11 protein-coding genes and 4 tRNA genes are annotated in these 12552 nt (G+C 67.7%); 7 read left to right on the top strand and 8 right to left on the bottom strand.

Translation table 11 applies throughout. The annotated features are described in order from the left end of the window. The first annotated feature begins 3 nt into the window (after window positions 1-3). Window positions 4-726 carry a hypothetical protein gene (locus ACEN9Q_RS07000; protein WP_495627808.1) on the top strand — a complete coding sequence of 241 codons (723 nt, stop codon included), beginning with the start codon at window positions 4-6 and terminating at the stop codon, window positions 724-726. A gap of 14 nt (window positions 727-740) precedes the next feature. Here ACEN9Q_RS07000 and ACEN9Q_RS06995 read toward each other — a convergent pair whose 3' ends face one another. The 4 genes from ACEN9Q_RS06995 to rnr all read right to left on the bottom strand — a co-directional run bounded on the left by ACEN9Q_RS06995 (window position 741) and on the right by rnr (window position 5710). Then, complete coding sequence (locus tag ACEN9Q_RS06995; RefSeq protein WP_495627807.1) at window positions 741-1433, bottom strand: YceH family protein; 693 nt, start codon at window positions 1431-1433, stop codon at window positions 741-743. A 27-nt stretch (window positions 1434-1460) separates the two neighbouring features. Further along, window positions 1461-2198 carry a serine O-acetyltransferase gene (cysE, locus tag ACEN9Q_RS06990; RefSeq protein ID WP_056435220.1) on the bottom strand — a complete coding sequence of 246 codons (738 nt, stop codon included), beginning with the start codon at window positions 2196-2198 and terminating at the stop codon, window positions 1461-1463. A 209-nt stretch (window positions 2199-2407) separates the two neighbouring features. Further along, entirely contained in the window at window positions 2408-3151 is a 744-nt protein-coding gene (gene rlmB, locus ACEN9Q_RS06985; protein ID WP_495627806.1) for a 23S rRNA (guanosine(2251)-2'-O)-methyltransferase RlmB, read from the bottom strand. Between the two features lie 3 nt (window positions 3152-3154). Further along, window positions 3155-5710, bottom strand: coding sequence for a ribonuclease R (rnr, locus tag ACEN9Q_RS06980; RefSeq protein ID WP_495627805.1), 2556 nt, complete (start codon window positions 5708-5710; stop codon window positions 3155-3157). 341 nt (window positions 5711-6051) lie between these two features. Between rnr and ACEN9Q_RS06975 the strand changes: the two genes are divergently transcribed. The 4 genes from ACEN9Q_RS06975 (at window position 6052) to ACEN9Q_RS06960 (ending at window position 6499) form a co-directional block, all read left to right on the top strand. Beyond that, window positions 6052-6136, top strand: a tRNA-Leu gene (locus ACEN9Q_RS06975). A 31-nt stretch (window positions 6137-6167) separates the two neighbouring features. Further along, a tRNA-Leu gene (locus ACEN9Q_RS06970) sits at window positions 6168-6252 on the top strand. Between the two features lie 39 nt (window positions 6253-6291). Then, a tRNA-Leu gene (locus ACEN9Q_RS06965) sits at window positions 6292-6376 on the top strand. 38 nt (window positions 6377-6414) lie between these two features. Next, window positions 6415-6499: transfer RNA gene (locus ACEN9Q_RS06960), tRNA-Leu, on the top strand. Window positions 6500-6580: 81 nt separating this feature from the next. Here ACEN9Q_RS06960 and ACEN9Q_RS06955 read toward each other — a convergent pair. Together ACEN9Q_RS06955 and cueR are read right to left on the bottom strand one after the other, a co-directional pair. Continuing rightward, window positions 6581-7468: an alpha/beta hydrolase gene (locus tag ACEN9Q_RS06955; protein ID WP_495627804.1), complete on the bottom strand. Its 888-nt coding sequence runs from the start codon at window positions 7466-7468 to the stop codon at window positions 6581-6583. 41 nt (window positions 7469-7509) lie between these two features. After that, entirely contained in the window at window positions 7510-7956 is a 447-nt protein-coding gene (cueR, locus tag ACEN9Q_RS06950) for a Cu(I)-responsive transcriptional regulator (protein ID WP_229412482.1), read from the bottom strand. A gap of 69 nt (window positions 7957-8025) precedes the next feature. On the opposite strand from cueR, the gene ACEN9Q_RS06945 reads away from it, so the two are divergent. Together ACEN9Q_RS06945 and ACEN9Q_RS06940 are read left to right on the top strand one after the other, a co-directional pair. Then, window positions 8026-8229 carry a hypothetical protein gene (locus tag ACEN9Q_RS06945; RefSeq protein WP_056435228.1) on the top strand — a complete coding sequence of 68 codons (204 nt, stop codon included), beginning with the start codon at window positions 8026-8028 and terminating at the stop codon, window positions 8227-8229. A 100-nt stretch (window positions 8230-8329) separates the two neighbouring features. Next, window positions 8330-8893: a phasin family protein gene (locus ACEN9Q_RS06940; RefSeq protein ID WP_056435231.1), complete on the top strand. Its 564-nt coding sequence runs from the start codon at window positions 8330-8332 to the stop codon at window positions 8891-8893. Window positions 8894-8902: 9 nt separating this feature from the next. On the opposite strand, the gene tssA is transcribed toward ACEN9Q_RS06940, so the two are convergent. Both tssA and tssH read right to left on the bottom strand, forming a co-directional pair. Then, on the bottom strand, window positions 8903-9892 hold the full coding sequence (gene tssA, locus ACEN9Q_RS06935) for a type VI secretion system protein TssA (RefSeq protein WP_495627803.1): 990 nt from the start codon (window positions 9890-9892) through the stop codon (window positions 8903-8905). A gap of 10 nt (window positions 9893-9902) precedes the next feature. Next, window positions 9903-12542, bottom strand: a complete 2640-nt coding sequence (gene tssH / locus ACEN9Q_RS06930; RefSeq protein ID WP_495627802.1) for a type VI secretion system ATPase TssH — start codon at window positions 12540-12542, stop codon at window positions 9903-9905. Window positions 12543-12552 lie beyond the last annotated feature (10 nt).

The raw sequence follows: 12552 nt of genomic DNA, 5'->3' as shown, positions 1-12552 counted from the left end.
GCGATGCGCGCGGCCTTGCTGGGCTTGATCCTGCTGACGGCGTACTGCGCGCCCGCCGCGCGGGCCGATGAACCCGTGCCGTCGGTCCACGTCGCCGGCATCGCGGACCCGGAGATGCGCTCCTACCGCAGCGTCGCGGCCGGCCTCGATGCCTTCGACGCCAACCGCGCGCTGGCGCCCGACGCCACCCTGCGCTTCCGCATGCGCGATGCGGACGGCGCCCCGGCGAACGCGGACGACGGCCTGCGGTTGGGCCTGGCGAGCGACGACGGCGCGTTCCAGGAAAACGTCCCGGTCGACGCCGCCGGCCTGCTCACCGTGCAGCGCAGCCAGGCCGCGTACGATGCCGACGCCACCTTCATCCTGAACCGGAAGAACGGCCTGTACACGGGACACCCGGAGGTGCGCACGGCCGGCCTGCCGGACAACGTGCGCCGCCTGGGCGACCTGCGCCTGGAATGCCGGGTGACCATCGCCATCGTCAAGGAACAGATGCCGTTCCTGGCGAAGGCCGCCATCAACACCTTGATGATGACGTCGGACTGGTGCGCCAAGAAGGATTTCAACTACGGCGTCATGGCCGCGCAGGCGGGCACGCGCGCCGTGCTGCGCGCCGGCGAGCGCTCGCGCGCGCTGGAGACCCACGGGTGGAATGTGCTCGCGCCGATCGGCGATCCGGCGTGGCCGGACGACGCGCTCGTGGAGATGGGCGACGGCGGCACGTAAGGCCGCCGGCGCCGTTATTCGAACTGCTGGCGGAACGCGGCGAACTGCGCCTTGAGTTCGTCGACTTCGCCGCGCAGCGCGGCCACTTCCTGTTCCAGCTGGGCCACGCGGGCGCCGGTCGAGCCGCCGGCCGAACCACCGCCGGCGGCGCCACCGCCAGCGTCCATTTTCGCGACGTCGATCGCACCGCCCAGCAGCTGGCCGTAACGCGGCTCCTTGGTCCCGGGCGCACGCTCGAGTCGCGCGACGAGCGGCGGATATTTGTCGATCAGGAATTGCAGCGCGCTTTCCGCCTCGGCCACCGACTTGAATTCATGCAGGCGGCCGGTACGGCTGCGGATCTCGCCCGCGGTCTGCAGGCCGCGCAGCATCAGCACGGTCAGCACGGCCACCTTGTCCTGCTCGAGCGTCCACTTGATGCGCATGCGGTGCTCGTACTTGATGACGCGCGCGCCGGCCTGGGCGATGCCGTTCACGAGCTTGCGCTGCATGAGGCGCTGCAGCGTGTCGTGGACGACATCCTCGGACAACTGCATCACGGGGTCGCGGCTGGACAGCTGGTTGCAGCCGTTCATCACCGCGTTCAGCGACATCGGGTAATTGTCCGGCGTCAGCGCCTCTTTTTCGGCGAGCACGCCCAGTACGCGGATTTCGTTGGGGTCGAGGTCGGATGCCGGGTCGAAGCTGCCCGGGATATCGTCTTGCATCGGTGTCCTTTATGTGTTCGCGGCCATTTACTCGACGAGCCGGTTCAGTTGAGCCTGGTCGAGTTTATCACTCTCGTCCGGCGTATGGCAGCGGATACCGGCCGCCTTCATCGTCGCGCACATGCGCTCGATCTGCTCGTCCTGCTGGGCCACGTGGTTGATCAGGTTGCGCAACGCCTTCGACAGCGGATCGTCGCCGTTCGGCGTGACGCCGTAGGCGGCGAACATCTGGGCGCTGCGTGACTGGTCTTCCTTGCGGATGATGTGGGCCGGATTGCCGACGGCCGTGGCGCCGGCCGGAACCGGCTTGACGACGACGGCGTTGGAGCCGACCTTGGCATATTCGCCGACCGTGAACGCGCCGAGCACCTGCGCGCCGGCGCCGACGATCACGCCGCGCTCGAGCGTCGGATGGCGCTTGGTGCCGGCCACCAGGGTCGTGCCGCCCAGCGTGACGCCCTGGTAGATCGTGCAATCGTCGCCGACGACGGCCGTCTCGCCGATCACGACGCCGAAGCCGTGGTCGATGAACACGCGCCGGCCGATCGTCGCGCCCGGATGGATTTCGATGCCGGTAAGCACGCGCGCGAAATAGGAGATGAACCTGCCGAGCCAGCGGAAATTGGCGCGCCAGCAGGCGTGCGCCCAGCCGTGCATGACGACGGCGTGCAGGCCCGGGTAGCAGGTGAGCACTTCCCATGCGTTACGGGCCGCAGGGTCGCGTTCGATGATGCTCTGGATATCTTCGCGCAGCTTGGAAAACATAGTCGGGATTCGGGCAAGTGACACCGCATGGTAGCCGATCCGCGCCGTATTTGCTTATGAGGGAATCATTTTTGGGGCGGCGTCATGCGGGCGCCTGATGGGCTCGGGGAGCCCATCCTACGGCCGTGCGCCCACACGTTCAACGACATCGACACGGACGCGACAAATTCGACGCCGCGTGTCACCGCGTGGACGGCGAGCCGTCCACCTTACGCTTCGCGCGCCAGGCGCTGGCGGCGCGCCTCGTACAGGCACACGCCCGAGGCGACGGACACGTTCAGGCTCTCGACCGAGCCGAACATGGGAATCGACACCAGCATGTCGCAGGTCTCGCGGGTCAGGCGGCGCATGCCCTCGCCTTCCGAACCCATCACGAGCGCCGTCGGGCCCGTGAAATCGCCTTCGTACAGGCCCTTGTCGGCATCGTCGGACGTGCCGATCAGCCAGATGCCCCGTTCCTTCAGGTCGCGCATCGTGCGCGCCAGATTCGTCACGGTGATGTAAGGCACAGTTTCGGCGGCGCCGCTGGCCACCTTGGCGGCCGTCGCATTCAGGCCCACGGACCGGTCTTTCGGGGCGATGACGGCATGCGCGCCGACGCCGTCGGCCACGCGCAGGCAGGCGCCCAGGTTGTGCGGGTCGGTGATGCCGTCCAGGATCAGCAGCAGCGGCGGGCCTTCCACGGCATCCAGCAGCTCGTCCAGGTTGCGCGCCAGCGACAACTGGCTGGCGAACGCGATCACGCCCTGGTGGCGGCGGGTGCCGACGATCTTGTCGAGGCGCTCGGCTTCGACCGGCATGACGCGCACGCCGGCCGCCTTCGCGTTGGCGATCAGGTCCTGCATGCGGCGGTCCTGGCGACCGGCGTCGACGAAGATCTCTTCTACACTGGCGGCCTCGTGGCGGAGGCGCGAGGTCACGGCGTGGAAGCCAAAAATCATTTTATTTTTCATGCGTTACTTCTTCTTCCTGGTTTTGGACGCGCTCTTTGTGGAAGCGCTTTTTTTCGCCGCGGTCTTCTTGGACGCGGTCTGGTTTGCTGCGGGCGAGGCATTCCGGGGGCCGCGGCGGCGCCGCGTCGGCGGCACGAACACGACGTCTTCCTCGCTCTCGTCGGTGGCGCCGAACGAGGATGCGGCCGGCTCGGCCGGGGTCGCGCGCGCTTCCTGCTGCGACACGGGCACCGCGCCATCCCGGGCTTTACGCCGGCGCGGCGGCTTCGAGGCCGACGCGTCCTGTGCGGCGGCACGGGCGCGCTCCAGCGGCGCCGGCACGTTGTCGTTCTTCGCGGGCTGCGCCAGCACGAGGTCGATCTTGCGCGATTCCAGGTCGACGCGCGCCACCTGCACCGTGACGCGGCCGGTCAGCTGGTACACCTGGCCCGTGCGTTCGCCGCGCAGCTCGTGGCGGGTCTCGTCGTACTGGAAGAAGTCGGTGCCGAGGCCGGTAACGTGCACGAGGCCCTCGACGAACAGCTGGTCGAGCTGGACGAAGATGCCGAACGGCGTCACGCCCGAGATCACGCCCGTGAATTCCTCGCCGAGGCGGTCCTTCATGTAGTAGCACTTGAGCCAGTTCTCGACGTCGCGCGACGCCTCGTCGGCGCGGCGCTCGTTGGCCGAGCAGTGCACGCCCAGCGCGTCCCAGATCGTCAGGTCCTTCGGATCCTTCTGCCTGCCTTCCGCCTTGTCCTTGGCGGCCTGCTTGCGCACGGTCTTCGACACCGTCGTGTTCAGCTTGGACAGGTCGATGCCGGTCGGCTCGTACTTCTTGCCTTTCAAGACGGCCTTGATGGCGCGGTGCGTCAGCAGGTCGGGATAGCGGCGGATCGGGCTCGTGAAGTGGGCATACGCCTCGTACGCGAGGCCGAAGTGGCCGACGTTGTCCGGGCTGTAGACGGCCTGCTGCATCGAACGCAGCAGCATCGTCTGCAGCAGCGTGGCGTCGGGGCGTTCCTTGATGCGCACCATCAGCTCGGCATAGTCGCGCGCCTGCGGCGTCGTGCCGCCGCCCAGGTTCAGGCCGACCTGCTTGAGGAAGGTCCTCAGCTGGTTCAGCTTTTCCTCGGTCGGCACGGCGTGGATGCGGAAGGTGCTCGGCTGGTCGTGGCGGATCAGGAAGTCGGCCGCGCACACGTTGGCGGCCAGCATGCATTCCTCGATCAGGCGGTGCGCGTCGTTGCGGGTGCGCGGCAGGATCTTTTCGATCTTGCCCATCGCATTGCAGACGATATAGGTCTCGGTCGTCTCGAAGTCGATCGCGCCGCGCTCCTGGCGCGCCTGCAGCAGCGCGCGGAACACCTCGTTCAGGTTCAGCAGGTGCGGCACGATGCCCGGCCGGCGGCCCGCTTCCGGCCCGTTCGTGTTGCCCAGGATGGCGGCGACCTCGTTATAGGTCAGGCGCGCCGCCGAGTGCATCACGGCCGGGTAGAACTGGTAGGCCTTCACTTCGCCGCCGGTCGTCACGACCATGTCGCACACGAGCGTGAGGCGGTCGACGGCCGGGTTCAGCGAACACAGGCCGTTCGACAGTTTTTCCGGCAGCATCGGGATCACGCGGCGCGGAAAATACACGGACGTCGAGCGCTCGATCGCGTCGCCGTCGAGCGCGTCGTTCGGCTTGACGTAATGGCTGACGTCGGCGATCGCCACGAGCAGGCGGTAGCCCTTCGTGCGGCCGATCTTGACGGGTTCGCAGTACACCGCGTCGTCGAAGTCGCGCGCGTCCTCGCCGTCGATCGTGACGAGCGGCACGTCGCGCAGGTCGACGCGGTCGCCCAGGTCGGCGTCGCGCACTTCGTTCGGCAGCTTGTTCGCCTGCTTGACGGCGGCCGGCGAAAAGATGTGCGGCACGCCGAACTTGCGCACGGCGATCTCGATCTCCATGCCGGGGTCGTCAAGGTCGCCGAGCACTTCGACGATCTTGCCGGTGGGCTGGCGGAAGCGCGACGGCTGCTCGACGAGTTCGATGCTGACGATCTGGCCGGACTTGGCCTTGCCGGGCGAGCCGGACACGAGGATGTCCTGGCCGATGCGCTTGTCTTCCGGCGCGACGATCCAGACGCCGTTCTCGTTCAGAAGGCGGCCGATGACGTGGGTGTTGGCCCGTTCCCTGACCTCGACGATCGTGCCTTCGGCGCGGCCGCGGCGGTCGGTGCCGACGACCCTGGCCAGCACGCGGTCGCCGTGCAGGACCTTCTGCATTTCCTTGTCCGGCAAGAAGAGGTCTTCGCCGCCCTCGTCCGGGATCACGAAGCCGAAGCCGTCGCGGTGCGCGCTGATGCGGCCGGAAATGAAGCTGGAGTGGTCCGTGAGCGCATATTCGCCCGCGGGATTGGCGCGCAACTGGCCGTCACGCTCCATCGCATTCAAGCGGCGCGCCAGCACGCCTTCCGCGTCCGGGTTGACTTGCAGGGCTCGGGCGAGGGCGCCGCTGTCGAGCGGTCCCTGGGCCTGGCGAAACACGCCGAGGATTTCCTCGCGGCTTGGAATGGTATGAGTTGGGTGCTTCAAATTTGTATTCTTATCTTCTCAGTGGTGGCACCGTCCATCTGACGGCACGGATATCGTTACATTGACACGTGGGTGCGCGTAGTGTAACGGAGGACCGGCGGATTCGCCTAACTTCACCCGCGAAGCGTGCAGGCAGTGTCCTGCTCAGGGGCCTTTGACATTTGCCATCCATCCGCTATACTTTCGGTCTCTTCGGATACGGCACAGCCGGAAACGGAGGGCGCTGCGCAGGCGATGCGCGCTTGGCCGAAACGAAAGTTGGTCTAGCGCAAAACGGCAAAGCCTGATATCGTAGCGGAATTCGACGGCAACGTCGAGCAATGTAAGCAAAGCGGTCCAATGCCCACGTGGCGGAATTGGTAGACGCGCATGGTTCAGGTCCATGTGCCGCGAGGTGTGGGGGTTCGAGTCCCTCCGTGGGCACCAGCTGGCGAACATTGCGAATGGTAGTTTGATTGCCCACGTGGCGGAATTGGTAGACGCGCATGGTTCAGGTCCATGTGCCGCGAGGTGTGGGGGTTCGAGTCCCTCCGTGGGCACCAGAAGCTACCCGGTTGTTTTGATGTACTGATGTTTTGCATGCCCACGTGGCGGAATTGGTAGACGCGCATGGTTCAGGTCCATGTGCCGCGAGGTGTGGGGGTTCGAGTCCCTCCGTGGGCACCAGAAGCTACCCGGTTGTATCGATGTACTGATGTTTGCATGCCCACGTGGCGGAATTGGTAGACGCGCATGGTTCAGGTCCATGTGCCGCGAGGTGTGGGGGTTCGAGTCCCTCCGTGGGCACCAAAAGCTACCCGGTCGCAGGACCACCAGAGTTCTGGCGCAAAACGCCGCAATCTTTGCACAAGGATTGCGGCGTTTTGCGTTTCAGCGTCCGGCGGCAACCGGCACCGGATCGAGATGGTGCGCCAGGAACGCGCCGATGCGCCGTTCGTACTCCGCGGGCGCGTACGCGTGCAGGTCCACGTGCGCGGCGCCCTCCACCACCCACAAATCCTTGGGCTCCATGGCCGCGGCGAACAGGCGCCGTGTTTCGGGCAGGGTCGTGTGCAGGTCGGCAGCGCCGGCGGCGACCAGCACGGGCGCATTCAGGTCCGCGATGCGCGCGATCGGGCGCAGCGCGTCGGGCCGGATGCTAAGGCGCAGCGGCAACTGCCACAGCAGCAGCGCGGACAACGGCCCGCCGACTGGCCCCAGGCGCATGCGCAGGCGGTTCGCGACGGCTTCCTCGATCGTCGGATACATCGATTCCAGCACCACGGCGTCGACCGGCGGACAGTCGCGGCACAGCACGAGCGACGCCGCCCCCAGCGACACGCCGATCACGCCGATGCGCTGTCCCGGCGCGCGGCGCCGCAACTCCTCGAGCGCGGCCCGCACCCCGAGCGCCTCGCGCAGGCCGAACGTCACGAAGGACGCCGTACTGGCGCCCTGGCCCGGCAGGTCGATCAGCAGCACGGCATAGCCCTGCGCGTGCAGGAATCGGGCACGGGCGGCCATGTCGCGGCGGTCGCCGTGGATCCCGTGCAGCAGCAGCACGGCGCCGCGGCCGCGGCCCGCCAGGAAGGAGCCGGCCACCTGCTGGTCTGGCGCCGGACGCATCAGCACGTCGTCGGCATCGAGTCCGGGCAGCGTCACCGGATGCGGTTCGACGGCGATCAGCATCGATCCGATCACCCAGACGACGGCAGCGCCGAGCAGCGCGACGACGGCGAGCGCGATCAGGCAGGCGGACAGTGACAGGCGGAAAGGCATGGCAGCCATTAGACCGCAATGCCGCGCCGCGGTCCAGCGGCTCAGTGGGCGGCCAGGTCGTCCAGGATGGGGCAGTCCGAGCGCGCATCGCCGTGGCAGGAACTGGCCAGCGCGGCCAGCGTGCGCTTCATCGCTTCCAGTTCCGCGATCTTGCGGTCCAGTTCGTCGATATGGGCGAGCGCGAGCCGACGCACGTCGGCGCTCGCGCGGTGCTTGTCGCGCCACAGCGCCAGCAGGCCGCCGATCTGGTCCAGCGAAAAGCCCAGCGCGCGGCCGCGGTGGATGAATTGCAGCATGCGCACGTCGTCCGTGCCGTACAGCCGGTAGCCGGCCTCCGTGCGCCGCGCCGGCGGCAGCAGGCCGATCGACTCGTAATGGCGCACCATCTTGGCCGTCACGCCGGACGCGCGCGCCGCTTCGCCGATATTGAACCAGGTATCCCGTGCCGAATCGTTCATGGTGTCGTCCTTGCCGAATGTGGCCAGCATACACCTTACCACGATGGGAAGCTCAAGCCTGCTTGACTTACAGCACGAAGCGGTTAAGCTCGGCGAACCATGAAGAACACTGTCCTGATCGTGCTGGGCCTCGTCCTGGCCAGTCCCATCGTCCTGAACGCGGCGCCGGCCCCGTGGTATCACTGGCGCAGCAAGAGCACCGGCGTGCTCGTCTGTTCGCAGACGCCGCTGGGCCCCGGCTGGGCCCGCGCCGACGGGCCCTATCGTGACGCCCATTGCGAAAAACCATTGCCTGCTAAATAATTGAAAAGCATCAACGAGGCGGCGCAAGTCCGCACGACATCGTCCGAAACGAAGAGGAGCAATACCTGGTCGCCGTAGATTCCTAACCGAGGAGAAATCGATGTTCAACAATCCCGAGCAATTCGCATCCGCCACCAAGACCCTGTTCGACCTGCAGATGCAGACCTTCAATGCCCTGGCCAGCAAGGCCGTGCAAGGCGTCGAGCAGGTGGTGGCGCTGAACCTGGCGACCGCCAAGCAATCGATGGAAAACACCCTGGAGGCAGGCCGCCAGTTCAGCCAGGCGCCGGATCCCAAGGCGGCCATCGATGCCCTGTCCTCCCGCGTGCAGCCGGGCGTGACGGAAGCGACGGCCTACGGCGACCAGCTCAAGCAGATCATCGGCGACATCAAGAAGGAATTCGAGCAGGCCGCCGACACCCATCTGGCCGAGGCGAAGAACACCTTGTCCGCGCTGATCTACGACGTCACCCAGAACGTCAAGCCGGGCCAGGAAAACGCGGTGGAGATCATCAAGGCCGCGATCGAGAACGCGTTCAAGGGCTATGAGCAGGTGACGCAGTCGACGCGCGACGCCATGCACCGCGTCGAGGAACAGGTCGCGCGCGCGACCGAGCAGCTCAGGGCCGCCCAGTCGCAGACGCCGCCGTCGGCCACCCACTGAGGCCGGCGTTCAGGACGGACGCGTGCCGACGCCCAGCATTTCTTCGATGTGGGCGAAGGCCGCGTCGTCCTTGACCACGGCCCGCAACCACACGTGCAACGGCTGTTCGCCCCAGTGCGCCGCCTTGTCGGCCAGGTAGGCGACGGGGCTGTGCGGCTCGGTGCGGCGGAAGTAGTCGGCCACCGCGCGCAACTGGGCCAGCGCCTGGGCGCGCGATTGCAGCGGCCCGCCCGCCGCCGCCGATGACGATGGCGCCGGTGCGGCGACCACGACCTCGCCCGCGGCCGGCGCCGCCGCCAACGCCCCCTTGAGCGCCGGCTTGATGAACATGACGAGGCTCTCCAGCGCGGAGCGCGCGGCGCTGAAGCTGGGGCCATCCGCGTCCAGCACGGCGTCGACGCTCTTTTCCAGCCGGTCGATCGCAGCCGCGCAGTGTTCGCAATCGCGCATCAGGTTCGTATAAAACGCCTGCGACGTGCGCTGGCGCGCCGCTTCCAGCCTGGCCAGCGCTTCGCCACCCTGCGTGCGCACGGCGTCGAAATCGCGCAGCGCATGGCCGGCCGCGCCTTCCGTCAACGGCACGCCGTGCAGCCATGGCGCGATGCGCGCGGCCAGCCAGGCCAGGTTGCCGATGCGCCGCTCGACGCCATCCTCGTCCGGCAGCGGATACAGGCCTTCCCAGTACCGCTCGCACAACGTGGCCGTCAGCAGCAGGCTGTCGCCGAAGGCGCGCAAGCCGGCCGTGCGCACGCAGGCTTCCGCCAGCCACACGGCCAGCTGCAAGTCCTTGCTGCGCGTCGCGATCAGTTCGGCGCATTGGCGGCCGACGAATTTCCAGTCCGCTTCCTTGAGGTCCGTGACCCACGCGCCCTGCTGCAGCGACGGATCGTCGGCCTGGCGCGCACGCACGATGGCGTCGATCTCGCTGGAAAACGCGAGGTCTTCACCGCAAGGCCGCTCCGCGCTGACCGGCGCGAGCAGCCGTTCGAGGTTCAGCATGATGGTCTCCTCACGCCGGCTCGATGGCGTACTTGATCTTGCCCGCCCTGGTCGCGCCGACTTTCACCTTGCCGATCGCGCCGCCTTCCGCCATGCGCGCCAGCACCGAATCCGCGATCTCGGGCAGCAGCGTCCCGCCCAGGATCGTGTCGACGTTGCGCGCGCCGGAATCGACCTCCGTGCAGCGCGCCAGCACGGCCGCGACGAGCGCGTCGTCGTACTCGAAGCGCGCGCCGTGGTTGATGGCGACGCGCTGCTTGATGCGGTCCAGCTTCAGGCGGATGATGTTGCCGAGGACGGCGTCGTCGATCGGATAGAACGGAACGACGGTCAGCCGGCCCAGGAACGCGGGCTTGAAATGCTTCATGAGGGTGGGCCGGATCAGTTCCGCCAGCGCGTCCGGCGCCGGGCGCTCGGCCGGCGCCTTGTTCAGGCAGGCCTGCATGATCTGGCTCGACGCCGCGTTCGACGTCAGGATGATGATCGTGTTGCGGAAGTCGATCTGGCGCCCCTCGGCATCGTCCAGCACGCCCTTGTCGAACACCTGGAAGAACAGTTCGAGCACGTCCGCGTGCGCCTTCTCGACCTCGTCGAGCAGCACGACGCTGTACGGATTGCGCCGCACGGCTTCCGTCAGCACGCCGCCTTCGCCATAACCCACATAGCCCGGCGGCGAGCCTTTCAGCCCGGAGACGCTGTGCGCTTCCTGGTATTCGCTCATGTTGATGGTGACCAGCTTGCGTTCGCCGCCATACAGCAGGTCCGCCAGCGCCAGCGCGGTCTCGGTCTTGCCGACGCCGGACGTGCCCACGAACAGGAATACGCCCTTGGGCTTGTTCGGGTCCTCGAGGTTCGCGCGCGCCGTGCGCACGCGCTGGGCGACGATGCCGCTGGCGTGGCCCTGGCCGAGTATCCGTTCATCCAATAAACCCTGCAGGTTCATCACGGTGCGGATCTCGTCCTTCACCATGCGCCCGAGCGGAATCCCGGTCCACGCGGCGACGATGGCGGCCACCGTCTGGCCGTCGACCTGCACCGGCACGAGCGGCGTTTCGCCCTGCAGCGCGTGCAGCTCCGCGACCTTGGCGCGCAGCGCGGGACTGTCGCCCTGCCCCGCTTCCAGGCGCGCGCGCATCGCGTGGACCTCCGCGCACAGCGCCTGCTCGGTATCCCAGCGCGCACGCAGCCGTTCCTGCTGTTCCAGCGCCAGCGCCCGTTCCGCACGCAGCGCGGCCAGCGCGGCGGCATGGTCCGCGCCCGCGCTTTCTTCGCGCACGAGCGCCTGGATGCGGGCGTCCAGGCGCTCCATGCTGCGCGTGCAATCTTCCAGCACGGCCGGCGTCGCCTTCTGCCCCAGCGCGACCTTGGCGCACGCGGTATCGAGCACGCTGACGGCCTTGTCCGGCAACTGGCGGCCGCTGATGTAGCGGTGCGACAGGCGCACGGCTTCCACGATCGCCTCGTCGTAGATGCGCACGCCGAAGTGCGCCTCCATCAGGGGCGCCATCGCGCGCAGCATGGCGCACGCCGTCTCCTCGTTCGGTTCCTCGACCTTCACGACCTGGAACCGCCGCGCCAGCGCCGCATCCTTCTCGAAGTACTTCTTGTATTCGCTCCACGTGGTGGCGGCCACGGTGCGCAGTTCGCCGCGCGCCAGCGCGGGCTTCAGCAGGTTGGCGGCATCGTTCTGGCCGGCCGCGCCGCCGGCGCCGATCATCGTGTGCGCCTCGTCGATGAACAGGATGATCGGATGCAGGCTTTTTTTCACCTCGTCGATCACGTTCTTCAGGCGGTTCTCGAACTCGCCCTTGACGCTGGCGCCGGCCTGCAGCAGACCCAGGTCGAGCACATGGATCTCCACGCCGCGCAGGACGTCCGGCACGTCGCCTTGGGCGATGCGCAGCGCCAGGCCCTCGACGACGGCCGTCTTGCCCACGCCCGCCTCGCCCGTCAGGATCGGATTGTTCTGGCGCCGGCGCATCAGGATGTCGATCACCTGGCGGATCTCGGCGTCGCGCCCGATCACGGGATCGAGCCTGCCTTCGCGCGCGCGCGCCGTGAGGCAGGTCGTGTACTGGTCGAGCGCGGGCGTCTTGCCGGGCGCGTTGGCCTGCAGTTCGGTGACCGGGTCCGCGGACGCCGCCGGCGCGTCGGGCACCTGCGCCGGCGCTTCGTCGGAACCGTGCGTCAGCTTGTCGAAATCGTGTTTCAGGCGGTCGAGCGGAAAGCCGGCGAACTGGCGCGACGCGCGCTGCGCCAGTTGCGCGAGGCCCGGCTCCGTCAGCAGCGCGAGCAGCAGGTGGCCGCTGCGGATCCGCTGCGTCTGACCCGAGGCGTCCAGCGACGCGATCAGCCAGGCGTGCTCGAACAGCACCGGCAGATGGCGCGAGAACACGGGCGTGCGCGCGCTGCCCGCCGGCAGGCGCTCGACTTCGCGGCGCAGGTCCGATTCGAGGCTGGCGGGACTGATGCCCGCCTCGCGCGCCACCACCACGAAGTCGCTCCCCGGCTGCTCCAGCAGCGCAAGGAACAGGTGCTCGATGTCGACTTCGTACTGGCCGAGCCCGACGCAGATGCCGGCCGCGCGCGTGGCGGCGGTACGCGTGACGTCGTTCAGCTTGGCGATCAGGGTCTTGAGATTGATGTCCATCGTCGATGTC

The organism is Massilia sp. Masssp93, assembly GCF_059491295.1.
Note: the sequence above shows the minus strand (reverse complement) of the source record. Positions and strands in the feature narration are given on the sequence as shown.

Coding starts and splice junctions, on each gene's coding strand:
- ACEN9Q_RS06940 (WP_056435231.1), top strand. CDS start 8,330: ATGTTCAACAATCCCGAGCAATTCGCATCCGCCACCAAGACCCTGTTC.
- tssH (WP_495627802.1), bottom strand. CDS start 12,542: ATGGACATCAATCTCAAGACCCTGATCGCCAAGCTGAACGACGTCACG.
- cueR (WP_229412482.1), bottom strand. CDS start 7,956: ATGCTGGCCACATTCGGCAAGGACGACACCATGAACGATTCGGCACGG.
- ACEN9Q_RS07000 (WP_495627808.1), top strand. CDS start 4: ATGCGCGCGGCCTTGCTGGGCTTGATCCTGCTGACGGCGTACTGCGCG.
- ACEN9Q_RS06995 (WP_495627807.1), bottom strand. CDS start 1,433: ATGCAAGACGATATCCCGGGCAGCTTCGACCCGGCATCCGACCTCGAC.
- rlmB (WP_495627806.1), bottom strand. CDS start 3,151: ATGAAAAATAAAATGATTTTTGGCTTCCACGCCGTGACCTCGCGCCTC.
- cysE (WP_056435220.1), bottom strand. CDS start 2,198: ATGTTTTCCAAGCTGCGCGAAGATATCCAGAGCATCATCGAACGCGAC.
- ACEN9Q_RS06955 (WP_495627804.1), bottom strand. CDS start 7,468: ATGCCTTTCCGCCTGTCACTGTCCGCCTGCCTGATCGCGCTCGCCGTC.
- tssA (WP_495627803.1), bottom strand. CDS start 9,892: ATGCTGAACCTCGAACGGCTGCTCGCGCCGGTCAGCGCGGAGCGGCCT.
- ACEN9Q_RS06945 (WP_056435228.1), top strand. CDS start 8,026: ATGAAGAACACTGTCCTGATCGTGCTGGGCCTCGTCCTGGCCAGTCCC.